Origin of the sequence: Bacillus sp. S71 (assembly GCF_016625265.1) — a bacterium.
GTDB classification, from domain to species: Bacteria; Bacillota; Bacilli; order Bacillales; family Bacillaceae_G; genus Bacillus_A; species Bacillus_A cereus.
This window is the reverse complement of record NZ_JACVUW010000002.1, coordinates 115,848-135,018: the sequence shown is the minus strand read 5'-3', so window position 1 is coordinate 135,018 and position 19,171 is coordinate 115,848. Positions and strand designations below refer to the sequence as shown.

Genomic DNA, 19,171 nt, shown 5'->3' with positions numbered 1-19,171 from the left:
GGGAAATCCCCTCCTTATTGCGCTTTAATTTTTTCAAGAAGCCCTTCATCAAAAGTACCGTTTTTCAGCATTTCGATTTCCAATTTGTATGGTGGCTTCTTATCTTTTTTATCTTCCCCTACATACGGTGTTTCAAGAATTTTTGGTACATGCATTAACTGTGGATGATGTACAATGTGATGCAACGCTTTATACCCAATGTGACCAAATCCGATGTTTTCATGACGGTCTTTTCCTGCTCCGCGTACATTTTTACTATCATTAATATGAAGTACTTGTAAACGATCTATACCAACGATCTTATCAAATTCGTTTAATACACCGTCAAAGTCATTTACAATATCATATCCTGCATCGTGCGTATGACACGTATCAAAGCATACAGATAGCTTTTCATTATATTTTACGCCATCAATGATCTTTGCAATTTCTTCAAAGCTACGACCACATTCTGTTCCTTTTCCTGCCATCGTCTCTAACGCAATGTTAACCGTCTGTTCTGGCGTTAGTACTTCATTAAGCCCTTTAATAATTTGTTGAATACCAGCATCTGCTCCAGCACCAACGTGCGCTCCTGGGTGAAGAACAATTTGTTTCGCTACACCTAATGCCGATGTTCTTTCAATTTCCATACGAAGGAAGTCTACACCTAATTGGAATGTTTCTGGCTTCGTCGTATTCCCAACATTAATAATATACGGCGCATGGACGATAATTTCCTCAATACCATTCAGCTCCATATGTTTTCTTCCTGCTTCTATGTTCAATTCTTCAATTGGTTTTCTTCGTGTATTTTGCGGTGCACCTGTATAAATCATAAACGTTGTTGCACCGTATGAAACAGCCTCTTCACTTGCTGCTAATAACATGTTCTTACCACTCATGGAAACATGAGATCCAATCTTTAACATACAATCACCTCTTCAATATACAATAGATATAATGATAGCATAATTTGTAGAAATATGTAGTGAATTGTTTGTTCACAAAAGACGCACTACACAAATTTATATGAGTATTTAAACAGACTATACTCTTCATTTAAATTAGCGGGATTAAAAAAAGATAAGGGAAACCCCTTATCTTTTTTTATTGCTATATTTTCTCTTCACTTTGTCACGTTCTGTTGCAAGTTTACGTTTATAGTTTGGTTTTACTTTTTTCGGTTTTTTAATAACTTTCGTTGCCATAACATCAAGTTCGTCATTTGGTTTTTTACGGCTCTTACGACGACGACGCTCACCTAAATCCGCCCACTCATCTCCGCGTAAATCTACATGTTTAAACTCGATATGACGTTGTTTTTCTAAGCTATCTAATGCTTCCTCGTTTGCTGGATCATAAATCGTCACTGCAATACCAGAATGCCCCGCACGTGCTGTTCTTCCAACGCGGTGAACGAAGAAATCTAAATCTGATGGTAGTTCATAGTTAATAACATGGCTAATTCCTTCAATATCAATACCACGTGCTGCTAAATCAGTCGCAACAATATATTGGAATTCAAGGTCACGAATTTGTTTCATCATTTTTTTACGATCACGTGGTGATAAATCCCCGTGAATTCGTCCAACTTTTAAGCCGCGTTCCATTAATCCATCAGCAACTTGATCTGCCATTTTTTTCGTATTCGTGAAAACAACTGCTAAATACGGTTTAAATTGAAGTAGCATTTTATTCACTAAATCAATTTTATTACGATGTTTAGAAGGCACTAAATAGTGTTCAATGTTTCCAGCTGCAACTTGTTTTGGATTGATATGAATATGCTCTGGATTCTCCATATATTTCTTCAGAAACGGTTTTAGTTTTTGAGGAATTGTTGCAGAGAAAACTAGCATTTGCAAGTTTTTAGGCATGCGTGCTGCAATTTTATCTACATCGTGAATGAATCCCATATCAAGCATTAAGTCAGCTTCATCGACAATAATCGTATTTGCTTTATGAACAAATAATGCTTGTTCTTCTACTAAGTCTTTAATACGTCCTGGTGTCCCGACTACGATATGAGGTTGTTTTTTCAACTTTTCAATTGAACGTTGTTTATCAGTTCCACCAATTAAACAACGCGCTGTAATCATTTGATCTTCCGCACAGAATTTTGTTAATTTCACAATCTCTTCGTAAATTTGTTGTGCTAACTCACGAGTAGGTGCTGTAATAACAAGTTGTACTTCTTCACGGCTTGCATTAATTCTGTTCAATGTAGGAAGTAAGTATGCATGTGTTTTCCCAGAACCTGTTTGGGATTGTCCAATTACACTTACACCTTTTTTCACGACCGGGAAAATTTTCTGCTGAATTCCTGTCGGCTCTGTAAAGCGTAGTTCACGAACTGCATCTATTAAAAATGGTTTAAAATCATACTGTGTAAAAGTTTGTTGTGTCATAAGTTACACCTTCTTTCTAAATTTCTACTGCGCGCACAAATCAGTCAAGTCTACATTATATCGAAATCTACAAGTAAAATCCATCTTTAGTTTAGGTTTTCCCTTCAAAAACTAACCTTCTTCCCCCTTATTGCATATTGTATGTGTATATACCTAACTGAAGAAAGGAGGATTTCTCACATGTTTCCAAAATCCCCCACAAGACAAATGTATCCAAATCAAGGGCAGCAACCTTATACACCATATCCAATTCCACAACTACCACCGATGGCACAAAAAAAGAAAGGGTTCCTTGCTAAACTCTTTAAAAAACACGATCCAACCGAACCTTACATGCAAATGGTTCCGCCTTATCGACAAATGGAAGGACCGCCACCAATGATGCACCAGCACCAGCAACCGCCACCTCAATATCGACAACAATATCAACCCCAATATCAACAGCAATACCCACAGCAGTACTCACAGCAATATCAACCATATATGCAGCAGCATCCAGAGCAAATGATTCCCCCTCAAATGTACGAATCAAACGAAACGCGCGGCGGTGCAACAACTACAGCAGCATCCAGTAGCGGCATCGGCAGTTTTTTTGCGAATTTAATTTCGAATCCAACTAATATGATAAACAATATAGAAAAAGTATCCCAAGTCGTTCAATCTGTAAGCCCTGTCGTCGAACAGTACGGCCCTATTATGCGTAACCTACCAAGCATTGTTAAAATCCTCACCTCTGGAAAAAGTACGGAAGAAGATTCAACTAAAAATCAGGCTGAAGACATAACAGAAAAGGTTGAGGTAGCAACTCCACCTCCTCCACAAAAAAAAAGAAAAAGAAAAAAAATAGTGATTGAGCCAGTCATAGAAAAAGAATTACGAGAGGAGCCTGTTCAAAAAACAGCAACAAAACCAAAACTATATGTGTAACAATCCTTTGTTTTCTATCCACTCCTCCTTTATAATGTAAAAGACTATGCACAAAAGTATCCCTTGTTTAGAAGGAGAGGATTACTCATATGAAAATTGTTAAAATTTCCCCTCGTGGTTATTGCTACGGTGTTGTCGATGCAATGGTAATTGCACGTAACGCCGCATTAGATAAATCATTGCCGAGACCCATTTATATTTTAGGTATGATTGTTCACAATAAACATGTTACAGACGCTTTTGAAGAAGATGGAATCATCACATTAGACGGTCCAAGTCGCTTAGAAATTTTAGATAAAATTGATTCTGGTACTGTTATTTTCACTGCACACGGTGTTTCTCCAGAAGTTAAACAACGCGCAAAAGAAAAAGGTTTAACAACAATCGATGCCACTTGTCCAGATGTTACCAAGACACATGACCTTATCGAAGCTAAGAAAGCGGAAGGGTATCATGTCATTTATATCGGTAAAAAAAATCATCCAGAGCCAGAAGGCGCAGTTGGTATTGCACCTGACATCGTTCACCTTATCGAAAAAGCCGATGATTTAAAAACATTAGAAATCCCAACAGATAAAATTTTAGTAACGAATCAAACAACGATGAGTCAATGGGATGTTCAACATTTAATGGAGGACATTCAAAAAAAATTCCCAACAGCAGAATTCCATAAAGAAATTTGTTTAGCAACTCAAGTTCGCCAAGAAGCTGTCGCTAAACAAGCTGATGTTGCAGACTTAACAATTGTTGTCGGTGATCCGAAAAGTAACAACTCAAACCGTTTAGCACAAGTGTCACAAGAAATTGCCGGTACGAAAGCATACCGCGTTGCAGACGTAAGTGAGATTAAATTAGAGTGGCTACAAGGTGTAGAAAACGTAGCTGTTACAGCAGGTGCTTCTACTCCAACTCCAATTACAAAAGAAGTTATCGCTTTCTTAGATCAATATGACCCAATGAATCCCGCTACATGGGAGAGAGTTCGAAAAGTACCGTTACAAAAAATATTACCTCGTGTAAAAGTGAAAAAAGAACAATAATAAAAACCGTTGCCTATATGAGCAACGGTTTTTATTTTTCTTATACAAATGTAAATGGATCTGTATGTAATTGCGAAGCATGAATGTGTACATTGAGTTTCTTTGCATCCACTTTTTCTTGTAATTGCTTTTGCACACCTTGCTTCATTACTTTTTCAACGTTATGTCCTGGGTCAACTATATTTAAACCGAGCATCATCGCATCATGAGCAACATGATAATACATGTCACCTGTTACATATACATCTGCTCCTTTAAATTTAGCTTGATTGATGTATTTGTTACCATCACCACCAAGTACAGCTACTTTGCGCACTTTATCATCTAATTTCCCAACAACTCGTGCACCCTTTACATCTAATGATTGCTTTACATGTTCTGCAAACTGTCCAAGTGTCATTTCTTCTTTTAAGTATCCTATTTTCCCAAGCCCTAATGTTTCGCCTTTGTTATCAAGTGGATACACATCATACGCTACTTCTTCATATGGATGTGCCGTTACCATTGCTTTAATCACTTTTCGTTGTAGTGAAACTGGAATAATCGTTTCGATCCGCACTTCTTCTACACGCTCTAACTGTCCAGTTTTCCCTACATAAGGATTTGTCCCCTCTTGAGGTACAAACGTACCTGTACCCTCGCTACTAAACGTACAGTGGCTATAATTGCCGATATGACCAGCACCTGCGTCTCCTAATGCTTTTCGTACTTCCTCTGCATGAGTTACTGGCACAAACACAACAACTTTTTTCATTTCTTCTGCATATGTCGGTGCCAAAACTTCTGTATTTTGCAACCCTAACGCCTCAGCAAGTAAATCATTTACCCCGCCCTTGGCAACATCCACATTTGTATGCGCTGCATAAATGGCAATATCATTTTTAATACACGTTTCAATAATTCTTCCGTACGCTTTATCTGTATGAATCGCTTTTAACGGATTAAAAATTAAAGGATGATGCGCGATAATGACATTCGCCCCTAATTGAATCGCTTCCTCCACAACTTCCTCCGTTACATCTAATGCAATTAATACGTGTTGTACAGATTTATTAAGCGCTCCAATCTGCAGACCAATTTTATCTCCTTCCATCGCCAGATGCTTCGGATACATACTTTCAAATAAAGAAATAATTTCATGGCCGTTTGGAATTTTACTCATGATAAAATCTCCCCTATCATTTTCATTTTCGCTTCTACTTCTGCACGTTTCGCTTTTGTTTCTTCAGAATTAGCCGCACGTTCTAACTGTTTTAAAATATTTTGGAAGTTTTTCAATTCCCCTTCCCATTTTTCAACGAAAGCTTCACTTTTTTCTTTTATTAAAAATGGCCCCATAAACAATCCCGCTTGTTTATTTTCCGAGTAAGGTGCTTCGACATTTCCTCGCTCTCCTACTAAAATCTCATAAATTTTCCCATCTTCTTTTACGATTTTTTCATGGATAAGCTCCCAACCATTTTCAACAAACCATTCACGAATATGATGTGCTGCAATATTCGGCTGTAAAATTAAACGTGTTACACCTTCTAATTTTTCTTTACCACTTTCTAAAATGTCACGAATTAACGCTCCACCCATTCCAGCAACCGTAATTACATCTACTTCTCCTGGCGCTATAACAGCTAATCCATTCCCTTTACGCACATCTACTTTATCTCGCAAGCCACTTTCAGCTACAGTTGCTTGTGCAGAGCGAAACGGTCCATCTACAACCTCTCCAGCAACTGCTTTTGTAGCAATATTATTTATAATTGTATAACACGGTAAATACGCATGATCCGATCCAATATCAGCAACTGTAGATCCTACCGGTATTTCACGCACAACTTCTTCTAATCGTTTTGAAAGCTTTACTTCATTCATGTATTTCCATTACTCCTTCTCTTGTCAGTCTGTCTCCATGATAATGAATTTATAGTAGTTGTTGCAAGCCTATAACAACAATTCACTTCTCTATCATTTATCGTATTTTAGAAAATATAGAAAAACAAGCCCTTTGCATAAGCAAAAGACTTGTCATACGGAACTTTATTTTTTCTTCGATAACCAATCAGCTACTTTAGTGGCTTGATCAGCTGGAACTATATTAGCAGGCATATTGCCCTTTCCTTTCGAAAGAATTTCTTTAATTTCATCCTTTGAAAGTTTCCCACCAATTTTTTGTAAGTTAGGTCCTACTGCCCCTTGTAACTGATCACCGTGGCAGCTCGTACAGCTTTGCTTCACAATATCCTCTGGTTTTGATGCTGTTTGTGCTGGCTTCCCGCCATTTTTTGCATCAGCTAACTCTTTAGATTTATTTAGCCCCTGAAATGAAAATACAAACATAACGATAATACCCAATGCTGCAATAAGAGCGAACGGAATCAGCGGATTACGTTTCATATCTCTTCTCCCCCCTCTATACCCCTAAATAGTTAGATGATTCAGTCATTTCCATTGTACTTGAAAACGCTCTATCAGAAAAGAGAAAACTACTACTTGTTAAAAATATTCCATAAATTCAGTTTATTGTTTTTTATTGTCATATAGCTTATTATTTCGATAATTATTAACGTTTCTCATCATATTTTTCGCTTTTCTACATATATTTTTGTATAGAATAAACAAAATTAATCGAAAAATCGAAAAATGAGCATTTGCAAATCAAAAGACAATTCTGTAAAATAAATTACAAGAAATTGTAATCGTTGCCGATAGCTAAATTTTAACAAAAATTAACAAAATAAAAAAGTTTACTTCACAAAGGTGAAGTAAACTTAAAAAATAACCTATTCTAAGAAATCCTTAAGACGCTTACTACGACTTGGATGTCTTAATTTGCGAAGTGCTTTTGCTTCAATTTGACGGATACGCTCTCTCGTTACGCCGAATACTTTCCCAACTTCTTCAAGCGTACGAGTTCGTCCATCATCTAAACCGAAACGAAGACGCAGAACATTTTCTTCACGATCTGTTAGTGTATCTAACACATCTTCTAATTGTTCTTTTAGCAATTCATAGGCTGCATGGTCCGCAGGCGATGTTGCTTCTTGGTCTTCAATAAAGTCACCTAAATGGGAGTCATCTTCTTCACCAATTGGTGTTTCAAGAGAAACTGGCTCCTGTGCAATTTTTAAGATTTCACGTACTTTTTCTGGAGCAAGATCCATTTCTTCACCAATCTCTTCAGGAGACGGTTCGCGACCTAAATCTTGTAATAATTGACGTTGTACACGAATTAACTTATTAATCGTTTCAACCATATGAACTGGAATACGAATTGTTCGCGCTTGGTCCGCAATCGCACGTGTAATAGCTTGGCGAATCCACCAAGTTGCATACGTACTAAATTTGAAACCTTTACGATAATCGAACTTTTCAACAGCTTTAATTAGACCCATATTACCTTCTTGAATTAAGTCTAAGAAAAGCATACCACGGCCTACGTAGCGCTTTGCAATACTTACTACAAGACGTAAGTTTGCTTCTGCAAGACGACGTTTCGCTTCTTCATCGCCTTCTTCAATACGCGTTGCAAGTCGAATTTCTTCTTCTGCAGATAGTAAGTCTACACGACCAATTTCTTTTAAATACATACGAACAGGATCGTTGATTTTAACCCCAGGTGGTACACTTAAATCATTGAGGTCAAACTCTTCTTCTGTTTTTGTAATTTGGCGATTATTAGGGCCTTCTTCGTTGTCATTATCACCAACTAAGTCAATGCCTTGTTCACCTAAATATTCATAGTATTCATCCATTTGATCGGATTCAATTTCAAATCCATTCATGCGTTCTGCAATCTCTTCATATGTAAGAACGCCACGTTTTTTTCCGAGCTCAGTGAGTTGTTCTTTCACTTGCTCAAGGGTCATTTCAGTTTCAATTTGTTTAGAACGAGCTGGTTTGTCAGCCATCTGTTCCCCTCCTTACGCGAGATACAAACATTCATTATACTAAAACTTTATCAAAAAAGCTATTTTCTCGCTTTTTGATTTTGTAAATATGCTACATAATATTTAGCAGCCTCTACAGGATCTGTTTTTTCCATTTGTTTCACTTTAAAGATGATCTCCATCTTTTCAAGTTTTTCCTGATGCCGTCTAAGCGTCTCCAAATGGCCTTGCAACACTTCTTCTGTGTATTCTGGATTAATAAATTCATCCGTCGAAATATCAGTGATAATATTTTTCAACTTTTCATCAGAGAGCCAACTTAAAAATGTTCCGACTGAAGGTTCATTTCCCTTTTCATAATATGCGTATAGTTCATATAAAATCCCTTTATGTTCTTCTGTATGAAAATCTTCTATATGGGATTCCATACGAACAGCTACTTCTGCACTTTGCAACATATGGTAAATAATTTCTCTTTCCGCTCTTTCAAAACCTGTTAACTTCGGTTTTGTTTGAACGACTTGAGACGGTTTAGCAACCTGCTTTATTTGTTTTTGCTGTACCTTTTGTTCTTTGCGATATTGGTGCAATTGATTCAAAAGTGTTTCCATTGAATACGAAAATTCTTGCGATAATGACTTCAAATATGACTCTGCCTGCATCGCATCTTGTAACAACGATAACTCTTTTAAAACACTTTTCACATATTCTTCTTTGCCAGACTCATCTTGCAAATTTTTCCCTAAACGCAAATAATTTATTTTAAAACCAACAAAACTCACACTTGATTTCACAAGATTTTCAAAAGCGGTAGTCCCATATTGTTGCACATATTCATCAGGATCAAGCTTATCTGGCAAGGATGTGACTTTCACTTGGCAACCAACTTTTAGCAATAATTGCCCTGCTTTCATCGTCGCTTCTCGCCCTGCTTTATCACCATCATAGCAAAGAACAACAGTTTCAACGTTACGTCGCAGAAGTTTTGCTTGTTCTTCAGTTAAAGCTGTTCCCATTGTCGCAACAGCTTCTTCCACACCACTTTTTACCGCAGCTAGCACATCGGCATATCCTTCAAAAAGAACCACTTGCCCACGCTTTCTAATAAACGGTCTTGCTTGGTGGAAGTTATACAACAATTTACTTTTGTGAAAAATCGGTGTTTCAGGGCTATTTAAATATTTCGGAGTGTCATCCCCTAACGCCCTTCCACTAAACGCTATCACCTTGCCTTGTAACGTATAGATCGGGAACATAACTCTTCCACGGAAGCGATCGTAATGACTACCATCCTTCTCACTTCTTATTAGAAGGCCAGCTTGTTCCATACTAGACAGCGATAAACCTCTTTTTTGTAAAATTTTCGTCGCTGCATCCCAAGCAGGTGATGCATAACCAATTTCAAACTTCTCAATCATCTCTTTCGTAATACCACGGTTTAATAAATATGAAAGTGCTTCATTTCCCTCTTCCGTATTTACTAATAAATGATGATAATACTTTTTCAATAATTCATGAGCTTGTTGCATGATGACAGTGTCATCAGATATGTCTTCTTGTTGTCCTTGCCCTGATGTATACTCTGCAACCGCAATTCCATTTCTTTCGCCTAGCTTTTGAACAGCCTCGGTAAAAGCCAGTCCTTCCATTTTCATTAGAAAGGAAAATACATTTCCACCTTCTCCACATCCGAAGCAATGAAAAATTTGCTTATCAGATGAAACAGAGAATGAAGGAGAATTCTCACCATGAAATGGACAAAGGCCGAAATAGTTACGCCCCTGTTTTCTAAGTTGAACGTATTCACCAATCACTTCTACAATATCGGATGATGTCCGAATTTGTTCAACAACTTCTTCGGGAATTCTGTTCCCCATAACTCCATCTCCGTGTCGTATTTTGTATTCGATATAAATTAAAAAATTCCTTTATAATTCGACAATATTTTTCTAAACTTGTTAGAAAGTGTTGCCGATTACATTGTATAAACGATTTTGAACCTTTCCTATAGGTCCTTTATCTGCATAAATCGCATATACATACTTGCTATATAAAATTGTATACATTTGCTCATCTGTTACAAATGTATCTCTTAGAAACAATACATATACACCTTTTTACAAGAAGAGTAGCAAGCCACATATACTGTTTGATCTTGAGATCTGTAACATTTGCATGTTGATCCATATAACAATCAACTCCATTTTGTTCAGTATCTACAAAGATCCAATTGCCTTGCTATTTCCTTAAAGGATGAGCATATGATGCGACAAACAAAATTCCGACATGAAATTCCGCTCCAACTTGCACAATTTCAGCCTTCACGGGATATACATCTACACCAACTAATATGTTGTTGATGTTTTGCATATTTCTGTATTCTACATCCCTTCTGTGAATCCTTCCATAATGTGCGTTTTCTTGTATAGATTTTGTCGATTTAACGTAATTACATGTCTTTTTCGTAAATCCTATCCCTAGTTTATTCTGAAAAATTAAAGTCTAAACGTAAAATATAGGTTTTTATCACAATTTTTTATTATAATATATTTTCTTCAACTACGCTACATATCCCTTTATTTTTTCATCTTACATTTCAGGATGACAAACTCACACCTTGAATATACTAAAAGACAAAGGAGTATAAGTATAACCATTACACTACAATCTATTACAAAATCCATAGGTATCATATTTCACACGAGCGAAAAAAGCACATTCACCTTTGGTAAATGTGCTAAAACATTTTTTGGTTTTGCACTGCATTCACAATAATATTTGCTGTTTCTTCAATCGCTTTATTCGATACATCGATTACTTGGCAATTTATTTTACTAATTACTTCCTCAAAGTGATCAATTTCTTCTTGAATACGATTAATATTTGCATATGTTGCTCCATCACTTAATCCAAGTGATTTTAATCGTTCTTTTCGAATATGATTTAACTTATCTGGCGTAATTTTCAAACCGAAACATTTTTCTTTTGCCACTTGATATAGTTCTTCAGGTGGGTCAACTTCTGGCACGAGTGGTACATTCGCAACTTTCAAGCGTTTGTTATGAGCTAAATATTGGGAAAGTGGTGTTTTTGATGTACGCGAAACACCAATCAACACGATATCTGCTTTTAAAATACCTCGTGCATCTCTGCCGTCATCATACTTCACAGCAAACTCAATCGCTTCAATCTTTTTAAAGTATTCTTCATCTAACCTACGGACAACACCTGGCTCATATCTCGGCACTTGCCCCGTAATTTCTTCAATTTGATCAATAAGAGGGCCGATAATATCGTATGCCTCTACCCCTTCTTTTGCAGCCTCTGTTACTAAATACTGGCGCATATCAGGCTTAACTAACGTAAAACATATAAGTGCTTGATTACTCTTAGCAATCGAAATCACTTCTTTTAATGTCCCTGTATCTTCTACATACGGTACACGTCTAATATCAGGAGCAAACGGGAATTGCCCCATTGCTGCTCGAACAACCAAATCAGCCGTTTCCCCTACAGAGTCAGATACGACATATACGATTTTATTATCCATTACATTACCTCACTTTAAACAAATTACACTTATTCGTTATTTACTAAATTTACAAACGCACGTGTAATATTTGTTTTTGTAATTCGCCCAATCACTTCTAAACCTTGTTTCGTATCTTTTACAACTGGCATTGCATCAATCTGTCTTTCTATTAATTCCATCGCAATATCATATAAAGAATCCTCTCTACGACACATCGCAATGTTTGGCATCCTTGTCATGATAATATTAACCGGAAGAGAGGTTAAATCCTGCTTTCCTAAGCTCGCTCTTAATAAATCTTTACGAGACACAACACCAACTAATAGAGTCATCTGATCTACAACGAACAATGTACCAACGTCCTCTAAAAACATCGTACAAATTGCATCGTATACGGAAACATTTTTATCAATTACAACCGGTCTAGATTGATAATCTTGTACTTTAATTTTCTTAACAGCTTCAGATAATAGCTGCCCCCCAGTTTTACCCGTATAAAAATAACCTACGCGTGGACGTGCTTCTAAATAACCAGCCATCGTTAAAATTGCTAAGTCTGGTCTTAGCGTCGCACGTGTTAGACCCAATTGCGCTGCAATTGATTCCCCTGTAATAGGACCGTGATCTTTTACAATCTGAATGATATGTTCTTGCCGTTTATTCAGCTCTATGATAATCACCACCTTTAATGCACAACGAAAAAAGTTATACTATCTCTTAAATATTATATACTAAATATGCTATTCGAAAAAGAAAGTATGTAAAAAGGACCGTATACGGCCCAAAATTATATTTGAAACTTATCAAGTTGTTCTAAAAAACGTCTTGATTTCAAATAAATTCCGCAATATTCATCATAATATGTATTCAATACTAAACGCATTTGTTTTTTTGTGCTATCCTTTACCGATACATTTCCGAGCCTATGTAAATCGAAATGGAAGAAAAGACGTAATAATTTATGAACAGCTTCTCCTACCGGTATACGATATGGGTCTTGCTCTGCATGGCGTGAGCACAGAAAACCGCCTTCCCTTACGGAGAAGGCGACAAAGTCTGTTTCTTGATGACAAATCGCACATGTATCAAAGTACGGGCGCATCCCTAATACCGGAAGCATTTTCGTTTGATAAATTAATGATAACACTTCTGGATCAACACCCTCACACATATAATGCAACGTTTGATATAACATTTCAAATAAATACGGATTATGTTTTTTATCTTCTGTTGCTTTATCAGTTAACTCAACAATAAATGATGCATAAGCAGTTAAAAATATATCCTCGCGAATTTCTTTCATAGTTGAAATAATCTCGCCTTGTTGCAATGTTCCAAGCCCAGATCCCATTTGAATAAGAAAATGGCCATGTGTCATTAATTGCGACACAGATGCTAATCGGCTTTTCGGTTTTTTTGCCCCTCTTGCCATTGCACTTACCTTACCAAGTTCTCTTGAGAATATTGTAACAATCTTGTTCGTTTCTCCGTAATCTGTCGTACGGATAACGATGCCCTCAACTTTTTGAAACATGTTCGTCACCATCCAAGGTTTGAACAAAACGGGTCAAGAAATTGGAGAGTCTAGATGCGCTAGCTCCTCTTCATGTTGATCCATCTCATCGTTTACGTCTTTTTCCATTTCTTTCAAAAGCAAGTACGTTTCAATGCTTCCTGTTTTGGAGAAAAACTTCCAGGTAAAATCTAGCATAAGAATCCACCTTTCTCAATAAGCGTAGCCTATAAACCAATTTCCTTTGTTGTTATTAAATTGACCCATTTTGTCCATTTTCATGTGAGAAAAATTTTTCCTAATTTATCAAAGTTCATAAAAACCAATAATCAGTGGATGAACCAACCATCCACTGATTACAACTTTACTCTATTTTAGTACTCATCCTCGCGGAAACCTAGGTCACGAAGCTGAGACATTTTATTACGCCAATCTTTTTGCACTTTTACCCATACTTCTAAAAATACTTTAGAACCAAGTAGCGCTTCAATATCAAAACGAGCTCGCTTACCAACTTCTTTTAACATTTTCCCTTGTTTTCCGATGATGATTCCTTTTTGTGATGCACGTTCAACAACAATCGTTGCATTTATATAAACTGCCCCGCCCTCACGCTTTTGAATCGCATCGATAACAACAGCCACAGAATGCGGCACTTCTTCACGTGTTAAATGTAGTACTTTCTCACGAATAAGCTCTGCAATAATAAATCTCTCCGGATGATCCGTTACTTGATTCTCTGGATAGTATTGTGGTCCTTCTGGTAAATACTTTTTAATTGTTCCAATTAAAGCGTCCACATTATTACCGTCTAACGCAGAAATTGGTACAATCTCTGCAAACTCATGTAGTTTACGATATTGATCAATTAACTCTAGTAATTGCTCTGGATGAAGTTGGTCAATTTTATTAATGACTAAAAATACTGGTTGTTTCGTTTCTTTTAATTTCTCAATGATGAATTCCTCACCACGACCAAATCCTTCAACTGCATTAACCATAAACAGAACAATATCAACTTCTTTTAATGTCGTTTGCGCCATCTTTACCATAAAGTCGCCTAATTTATGTTTAGGTTTATGTATTCCTGGTGTATCAATGAAAATAACTTGTGCATCATTTTCTGTATATACACCTTGAATTTTATTACGAGTCGTTTGTGGCTTATCACTCATAATAGCAATTTTCTGGCCGATAATACGGTTTAAAAATGTAGATTTTCCAACATTCGGTCTGCCAATAATAGAGACAAAACCTGATTTATAACCTTTTCTATTCATGTAAATCCTCCGCTAAAAATGCTCCTGGTAACAATTCTCCGACTGTCGTCTCTTGAACGTCACCATGTAAGTTTGATAAGTATACTTTCGTATCCTGTTTACATAATTCTACCATAACTTGTCGACATGCTCCACAAGGAGGTACTGGGCGCTTTGTATCTGCTACAACCGCAATGGCTACAAATTCTTTATCTCCTTCAGAAATCGCCTTAAATAAAGCTGTTCTTTCAGCACAATTACATAAGCCATATGATGCATTCTCAACATTACATCCACGATATACTTTTCCACCGCGCGTTAATAATGCTGCACCTACTTGAAATTTAGAATATGGTACGTACGCTTGTTTACGCGCTTCGATTGCTTCTAGAATTAATTGTTTACTATTCATATTCCCGCATCCTTCCTGTTCACAGCTATGAAGAGATACACTCTCTCATTAAAGGCCCTTACAGCACTTCCGAAGCTTAATAAAAGCTTCGGAATGCAACTATACCATATACGGTAAAAAGATAATAGCACCAATTATAACAGCTATAATTGCAAACAATAAAACCGCTCCTGCCGCAACATCCTTTGCAATTTTTGCAAACGGATGAATATCGGCAGTCGCTAAATCTACCGTTTTTTCCACAGCCGTATTTACCATCTCTAAACTCATTACACTCCCTATTACAATAAGTAATATCATCCACTCTATTTTCGTAATATGGAAATAAAAGCCGCAGCATATAACAATGACTGCGGCTAAATAATGGATTTTCATATTTCGTTCATGACGAAAACAAAAGAATATACCAGCTATAGCATATCCAAAACTATCTATAAGTTTTCCTTTTTTCATCGTCCTAATCCAAAAGCTTCTAAAATTTCTTTTTGTCTTCCGAACATTTCTTTTTCATCTTCTTCTGTCATGTGATCATAACCAAGTAAATGTAAAAAGCCATGTAACGCCAAAAATCCAAGTTCACGATCGAAAGAATGTCCGTACTCTTCAGCTTGCTCTTTCGCCCTTGGAATAGAGATAATAAGATCCCCTAACATGCGCGGCATCTCTACACCAACAATCTCCATTTCTCCTTCTCCCATCTCTTCCATGGCAAAGGATATTACATCTGTAGGTTGATCTTTATCTCGGTAATCACGATTAATTTCTCTAATGCGCTCATTATCTACAAATGTCACCGATACCTCCGCACCATCCTCGATATTTTCCATTTGAGCTGCTTTTTCTAACACTTCACGAATTAAACTCATATACTCTTCTTTTACTTCTTCTGTTTCATCAATAAAATCAATTAACAAACTCATTCTTTCTCCTTTTCTTCCGGAGGTTCCGGATATGTAATACGCGAATGGAAAATACCATTTAACGTTTCACACAACGTTTTTCCAACGATTTGTAGTTCCTTAAACGTCAAATCACATTCACTAAATTGACCGTCTTGCAGTCGATCTTTAATAATACTTTGCACCAAATTATTAATTTGTTCTGGCGTTGGGTGATTCATAGAACGTACCGCAGCTTCTACACTATCAGCAATACCAACAATTGCCGATTCTTTCGAAGTTGCTTTTGAACCTGGATAACGGAACATCTCTTCTGTATATTTTTCTTTATCTTCTTTAATAGCTTTATAATAAAAATATTTCAGTAACGTTGTACCGTGATGTTGCCCAGCGATATCAATAATTTCTTGTGGAATATGATATTCTTCGAGCATTCTTACTCCATCCGTTACGTGAGCAATTATAATATCTTTACTCGTTACAGGATCTAATTTATCATGCGGGTTTTTAATTCCCATTTGGTTTTCAATAAAGAATTGCGGTTGTACTGTTTTTCCTACATCATGATAATATGCCCCTACACGCGCTAATACACCATTTGCCCCAACTGCTTCACAAGCAGCCTCAGAAAGATTCGCTACCATTACACTATGATGATACGTCCCTGGCGCTTCTAACAAAATTCTGCGTAAAAGCGGATGATTTGGACTTGATAGTTCCATAAGCTTCATACTTGATACGATTCCAAGTCCACTTTCTAAATATGGTAAAATCCCCATAGCCAAAACGGATGATATAATCCCTGAAAGTGAAGCCATTAATAATTGCGTACCAATTTCAAGAGGCGAAAAATTCCCATTACGTAATAATAAGAGCGCCGCTAATACGACTACATTTAATACAGAAACGAGTATACCAGCTTGTAAAATCATTGTACGACGATTTTTTTCTCGCAAGAAAATACTAACTGATAATGAACTTAACAATACGTAAATCCCTACACTATAATTTAATGTACTCGTTACTCCTTCATTAAACATAATACTTCCGCATACAGAAAAAATCATACTCGTTAAAAAGACAAATCGATCACCAATCATTAGTTTTACAAGTATTGTTCCCATCGCAACTGGGACAACATATGCAATCCCTGCGTATTCAAGTTTTTGAAACAAACTAATGATTTTCATTAAGACGATTGTGATAGACAGAATTGTAATATACGCTAAAACATACGGTCTATCTTCTCTTTTTCTCTTTAAAAATAATTCAAATTGTTTATGCATAAAGTATAGTAATACACCAATGAGTACCGCTAATCCAACATAAGGTTGAAAGCCGTTCCCTTTTTCTAACAAACCAACTAATTTCAACTGATTATACACATCACTTGAAATCGTTTCACCTTCTCTAACAAGAACTTGTCCTTGAAGAATATAAACAGGTGGAACTAAATCTTCCTCTGCTTTTCTCTTCTCTTTCGTTAAGATCGGGTCATAAAAATAGTTCGCTGAAATTGCATATCTTCCTAGCGCCTTAATTGACTCTTTTAAACCATTATCAACATTAACACTATTCATCTCACTTACATATCGTTCTTTCGCATCTTTCAATTCGTCCATTTTAATATGCTCAGTCATGATACTATTAATCGCTGTGACCGCAGCATCTTTCGCTAATACTAATTGGCTCGAATCTGCATTAATCAAATTTAGTAAGTTTGAATCAGATAATTCTTTCGTTAAGTCAGCGGGTAGTTTCTTTTTTAACTTATCCACTTTCTCAGCATCAGTCATCTTTTTTTGATCATCCGGTCCAACAGCTTTAATCTCTTGCACCACTTCATCCACTTTAGCAAAGACGTCATTCACAATATCAACTTTGTTTTGTTTATACTCACTTTTATATGTATATTGATCTTCAACTTTTGTAGCGGCTTCTTTTTTCTTTTTATCCGTTGTAACTTTATCTTCAATTTTTATAGGAGAATGGATTGTCTTTTTCGCAATAGAATACATATTAACATCTAATTGTTCTGGTTTTACATTATTCATAAGCGCAAAAAACAGCACTGCTCCTAACACAACGTAAGAAATCCAACTTAGTTTTTTCGAATGTTGTAAATTACGAAACCACTTAGAAATTTCTTGAGATCTTGACATGATTTCAATACCTTCTCCTCTCCAGAAATAAAGTGAAACTATTTATAGCTTTCATTTCTTCTACCCAACGATACTTTGAGGCAACATTTTACACACCAGTACCTATAGTTTATTTTCCTTATCTTTCATGATAGTAAAAAATATGACATTCGCCAACCTTATCATACAAAAAGAAATGATCCTGACAAATAGGATCATTCCATTTTATCATATGCCTCAATAATACGTTGCACCAATGGATGTCTCACAACGTCCGTTTGTTCTAATGTAATAAATGACAGACCTGATACACCAGATAAAATATTAGCAGCTATAGATAGCCCTGATTTTACCCCTTTTGGCAAGTCTACTTGTGAAGGGTCCCCTGTAATAACCATTTTAGAGCTAAAACCTAATCTTGTTAAAAACATTTTTATTTGAGCACCCGTTGTATTTTGAGCCTCATCTAAAATAACAAATGAATCATCAAGCGTACGCCCCCTCATATAAGCAAGCGGCGCGATTTCAATTACTCCTCGCTCCATCATACGCTGCGTATATTCTTGTCCAAGAATATCATGTAAGGCATCATATAATGGACGTAAGTATGGATCTACCTTCTCTTTCAAATCCCCTGGTAAAAAACCTAAATTTTCTCCAGCTTCTACAGCAGGTCTTGTTAAAATAATTTTCTTTACATATCCTTGTTTTAAAGCTCTCACAGCCATTACTACAGCTAAGTATGTTTTTCCAGTTCCTGCAGGCCCTATCCCAAAGACAATATCATTCTTCTTCATCGCATGAATATATCTTCTTTGCCCCATTGTTTTTACACGAATGGATTTACCTTTCGCAGTCTTGAAAATTTCTTCTTCATATAACTCTTCAAATTGAGCAATTTTCCCTTGTTGCGCGAGCTGAATTGCATACGCAACATCTCTCTCTGAAATTGATATACTTTTACGAATTACAACAAGTAATTGCTGTAAGATTTTTTCTACGAGTGTCACCGTTTCAACTGCTCCAGATACATGAACAGTTTCTCCTCTAGTTACGATCGATACATTCAGTTCTCGTTCAATTACTTTTAAATGTGCATCATTGACTCCAAAAAGAGCGATTGCTTCGTTAGTATTTTCCAATTGTTGGTTCATTTCTACTAATTGTTCTGCCATTA

21 protein-coding genes are annotated in these 19,171 nt (G+C 36.4%); 2 read left to right on the top strand and 19 right to left on the bottom strand.

The annotated features are described in order from the left end of the window. Window positions 1–14: 14 nt before the first annotated feature. Together IBT51_RS04090 and IBT51_RS04085 are read right to left on the bottom strand one after the other, a co-directional pair. On the bottom strand, window positions 15–911 hold the full coding sequence (locus IBT51_RS04090) for a deoxyribonuclease IV (protein WP_000912471.1): 897 nt from the start codon (window positions 909–911) through the stop codon (window positions 15–17). 168 nt (window positions 912–1,079) lie between these two features. After that, complete coding sequence (locus tag IBT51_RS04085; protein ID WP_000194023.1) at window positions 1,080–2,390, bottom strand: DEAD/DEAH box helicase; 1,311 nt, start codon at window positions 2,388–2,390, stop codon at window positions 1,080–1,082. A gap of 180 nt (window positions 2,391–2,570) precedes the next feature. On the opposite strand from IBT51_RS04085, the gene vrrA reads away from it, so the two are divergent. Next, window positions 2,571–3,317 (top strand): VrrA/YqfQ family protein, encoded by a 747-nt coding sequence (gene vrrA / locus IBT51_RS04080; RefSeq protein WP_000484179.1) that lies wholly within the window; start codon window positions 2,571–2,573, stop codon window positions 3,315–3,317. A gap of 89 nt (window positions 3,318–3,406) precedes the next feature. After that, complete coding sequence (locus IBT51_RS04075) at window positions 3,407–4,357, top strand: 4-hydroxy-3-methylbut-2-enyl diphosphate reductase (protein ID WP_000706657.1); 951 nt, start codon at window positions 3,407–3,409, stop codon at window positions 4,355–4,357. Between the two features lie 40 nt (window positions 4,358–4,397). Here the strand turns inward: IBT51_RS04075 and IBT51_RS04070 are convergent, their stop codons facing one another. The 17 genes from IBT51_RS04070 to IBT51_RS03995 form a co-directional block, all read right to left on the bottom strand. Next, the gene (locus IBT51_RS04070; RefSeq protein ID WP_088022798.1) at window positions 4,398–5,519 is read right to left on the bottom strand and encodes a Nif3-like dinuclear metal center hexameric protein; all 1,122 of its coding nucleotides are present in this window, start codon (window positions 5,517–5,519) and stop codon (window positions 4,398–4,400) included. Then, the gene (locus tag IBT51_RS04065) at window positions 5,516–6,223 is read right to left on the bottom strand and encodes a tRNA (adenine(22)-N(1))-methyltransferase (protein WP_088022799.1); all 708 of its coding nucleotides are present in this window, start codon (window positions 6,221–6,223) and stop codon (window positions 5,516–5,518) included. The genes IBT51_RS04070 and IBT51_RS04065 overlap by 4 nt, the downstream gene beginning before the upstream one ends. Window positions 6,224–6,388: 165 nt before the next feature. After that, the gene (gene cccA, locus IBT51_RS04060) at window positions 6,389–6,745 is read right to left on the bottom strand and encodes a cytochrome c550 (protein WP_000828142.1); all 357 of its coding nucleotides are present in this window, start codon (window positions 6,743–6,745) and stop codon (window positions 6,389–6,391) included. Window positions 6,746–7,131: 386 nt separating this feature from the next. Continuing rightward, the gene (gene rpoD / locus IBT51_RS04055) at window positions 7,132–8,259 is read right to left on the bottom strand and encodes an RNA polymerase sigma factor RpoD (protein WP_000764066.1); all 1,128 of its coding nucleotides are present in this window, start codon (window positions 8,257–8,259) and stop codon (window positions 7,132–7,134) included. A 59-nt stretch (window positions 8,260–8,318) separates the two neighbouring features. Continuing rightward, window positions 8,319–10,115: a DNA primase gene (gene dnaG, locus IBT51_RS04050; RefSeq protein ID WP_000528221.1), complete on the bottom strand. Its 1,797-nt coding sequence runs from the start codon at window positions 10,113–10,115 to the stop codon at window positions 8,319–8,321. Window positions 10,116–10,196: 81 nt separating this feature from the next. Then, on the bottom strand, window positions 10,197–10,340 hold the full coding sequence (locus tag IBT51_RS04045; RefSeq protein ID WP_000479733.1) for a hypothetical protein: 144 nt from the start codon (window positions 10,338–10,340) through the stop codon (window positions 10,197–10,199). 136 nt (window positions 10,341–10,476) lie between these two features. After that, window positions 10,477–10,608 carry a hypothetical protein gene (locus IBT51_RS27200; protein WP_002024806.1) on the bottom strand — a complete coding sequence of 44 codons (132 nt, stop codon included), beginning with the start codon at window positions 10,606–10,608 and terminating at the stop codon, window positions 10,477–10,479. A gap of 367 nt (window positions 10,609–10,975) precedes the next feature. Beyond that, entirely contained in the window at window positions 10,976–11,788 is an 813-nt protein-coding gene (locus tag IBT51_RS04040; protein ID WP_000368944.1) for a pyruvate, water dikinase regulatory protein, read from the bottom strand. A gap of 29 nt (window positions 11,789–11,817) precedes the next feature. Next, complete coding sequence (gene ccpN, locus IBT51_RS04035) at window positions 11,818–12,450, bottom strand: transcriptional regulator CcpN (protein ID WP_000583756.1); 633 nt, start codon at window positions 12,448–12,450, stop codon at window positions 11,818–11,820. A gap of 107 nt (window positions 12,451–12,557) precedes the next feature. Next, window positions 12,558–13,304, bottom strand: coding sequence for a DNA repair protein RecO (gene recO, locus IBT51_RS04030; protein WP_000487009.1), 747 nt, complete (start codon window positions 13,302–13,304; stop codon window positions 12,558–12,560). 33 nt (window positions 13,305–13,337) lie between these two features. Then, complete coding sequence (locus tag IBT51_RS04025; RefSeq protein WP_000883924.1) at window positions 13,338–13,481, bottom strand: YqzL family protein; 144 nt, start codon at window positions 13,479–13,481, stop codon at window positions 13,338–13,340. Window positions 13,482–13,657: 176 nt separating this feature from the next. Beyond that, window positions 13,658–14,563, bottom strand: coding sequence for a GTPase Era (gene era, locus IBT51_RS04020; RefSeq protein ID WP_001080230.1), 906 nt, complete (start codon window positions 14,561–14,563; stop codon window positions 13,658–13,660). Next, a complete protein-coding gene (locus IBT51_RS04015; protein WP_088022801.1) occupies window positions 14,556–14,954 on the bottom strand; it encodes a cytidine deaminase in 399 nt (132 codons plus the stop codon). The genes era and IBT51_RS04015 overlap by 8 nt, the downstream gene beginning before the upstream one ends. A gap of 99 nt (window positions 14,955–15,053) precedes the next feature. After that, the gene (locus IBT51_RS04010; protein ID WP_000715464.1) at window positions 15,054–15,407 is read right to left on the bottom strand and encodes a diacylglycerol kinase family protein; all 354 of its coding nucleotides are present in this window, start codon (window positions 15,405–15,407) and stop codon (window positions 15,054–15,056) included. Further along, entirely contained in the window at window positions 15,404–15,874 is a 471-nt protein-coding gene (ybeY, locus tag IBT51_RS04005; protein ID WP_088022803.1) for an rRNA maturation RNase YbeY, read from the bottom strand. The genes IBT51_RS04010 and ybeY overlap by 4 nt, the downstream gene beginning before the upstream one ends. Then, entirely contained in the window at window positions 15,871–18,015 is a 2,145-nt protein-coding gene (locus IBT51_RS04000) for an HD family phosphohydrolase (RefSeq protein WP_000091513.1), read from the bottom strand. The genes ybeY and IBT51_RS04000 overlap by 4 nt, the downstream gene beginning before the upstream one ends. A gap of 194 nt (window positions 18,016–18,209) precedes the next feature. Further along, window positions 18,210–19,169 carry a PhoH family protein gene (locus tag IBT51_RS03995; protein ID WP_000840520.1) on the bottom strand — a complete coding sequence of 320 codons (960 nt, stop codon included), beginning with the start codon at window positions 19,167–19,169 and terminating at the stop codon, window positions 18,210–18,212. Window positions 19,170–19,171: the final 2 nt, after the last annotated feature.

Bases quoted from the DNA above. Each gene is read 5' to 3' on its own strand.
- IBT51_RS04090 (WP_000912471.1), bottom strand. From the start codon at position 911: ATGTTAAAGATTGGATCTCATGTTTCCATGAGTGGTAAGAACATGTTA.
- IBT51_RS04085 (WP_000194023.1), bottom strand. From the start codon at position 2,390: ATGACACAACAAACTTTTACACAGTATGATTTTAAACCATTTTTAATA.
- vrrA (WP_000484179.1), top strand. From the start codon at position 2,571: ATGTTTCCAAAATCCCCCACAAGACAAATGTATCCAAATCAAGGGCAG.
- IBT51_RS04075 (WP_000706657.1), top strand. From the start codon at position 3,407: ATGAAAATTGTTAAAATTTCCCCTCGTGGTTATTGCTACGGTGTTGTC.
- IBT51_RS04070 (WP_088022798.1), bottom strand. From the start codon at position 5,519: ATGAGTAAAATTCCAAACGGCCATGAAATTATTTCTTTATTTGAAAGT.
- IBT51_RS04065 (WP_088022799.1), bottom strand. From the start codon at position 6,223: ATGAATGAAGTAAAGCTTTCAAAACGATTAGAAGAAGTTGTGCGTGAA.
- cccA (WP_000828142.1), bottom strand. From the start codon at position 6,745: ATGAAACGTAATCCGCTGATTCCGTTCGCTCTTATTGCAGCATTGGGT.
- rpoD (WP_000764066.1), bottom strand. From the start codon at position 8,259: ATGGCTGACAAACCAGCTCGTTCTAAACAAATTGAAACTGAAATGACC.
- dnaG (WP_000528221.1), bottom strand. From the start codon at position 10,115: ATGGGGAACAGAATTCCCGAAGAAGTTGTTGAACAAATTCGGACATCA.
- IBT51_RS27200 (WP_002024806.1), bottom strand. From the start codon at position 10,608: ATGCAAAACATCAACAACATATTAGTTGGTGTAGATGTATATCCCGTG.
- IBT51_RS04040 (WP_000368944.1), bottom strand. From the start codon at position 11,788: ATGGATAATAAAATCGTATATGTCGTATCTGACTCTGTAGGGGAAACG.
- recO (WP_000487009.1), bottom strand. From the start codon at position 13,304: ATGTTTCAAAAAGTTGAGGGCATCGTTATCCGTACGACAGATTACGGA.
- IBT51_RS04025 (WP_000883924.1), bottom strand. From the start codon at position 13,481: ATGCTAGATTTTACCTGGAAGTTTTTCTCCAAAACAGGAAGCATTGAA.
- era (WP_001080230.1), bottom strand. From the start codon at position 14,563: ATGAATAGAAAAGGTTATAAATCAGGTTTTGTCTCTATTATTGGCAGA.
- IBT51_RS04015 (WP_088022801.1), bottom strand. From the start codon at position 14,954: ATGAATAGTAAACAATTAATTCTAGAAGCAATCGAAGCGCGTAAACAA.
- IBT51_RS04010 (WP_000715464.1), bottom strand. From the start codon at position 15,407: ATGAAAAAAGGAAAACTTATAGATAGTTTTGGATATGCTATAGCTGGT.
- ybeY (WP_088022803.1), bottom strand. From the start codon at position 15,874: ATGAGTTTGTTAATTGATTTTATTGATGAAACAGAAGAAGTAAAAGAA.
- IBT51_RS04000 (WP_000091513.1), bottom strand. From the start codon at position 18,015: ATGTCAAGATCTCAAGAAATTTCTAAGTGGTTTCGTAATTTACAACAT.
- IBT51_RS03995 (WP_000840520.1), bottom strand. From the start codon at position 19,169: ATGGCAGAACAATTAGTAGAAATGAACCAACAATTGGAAAATACTAAC.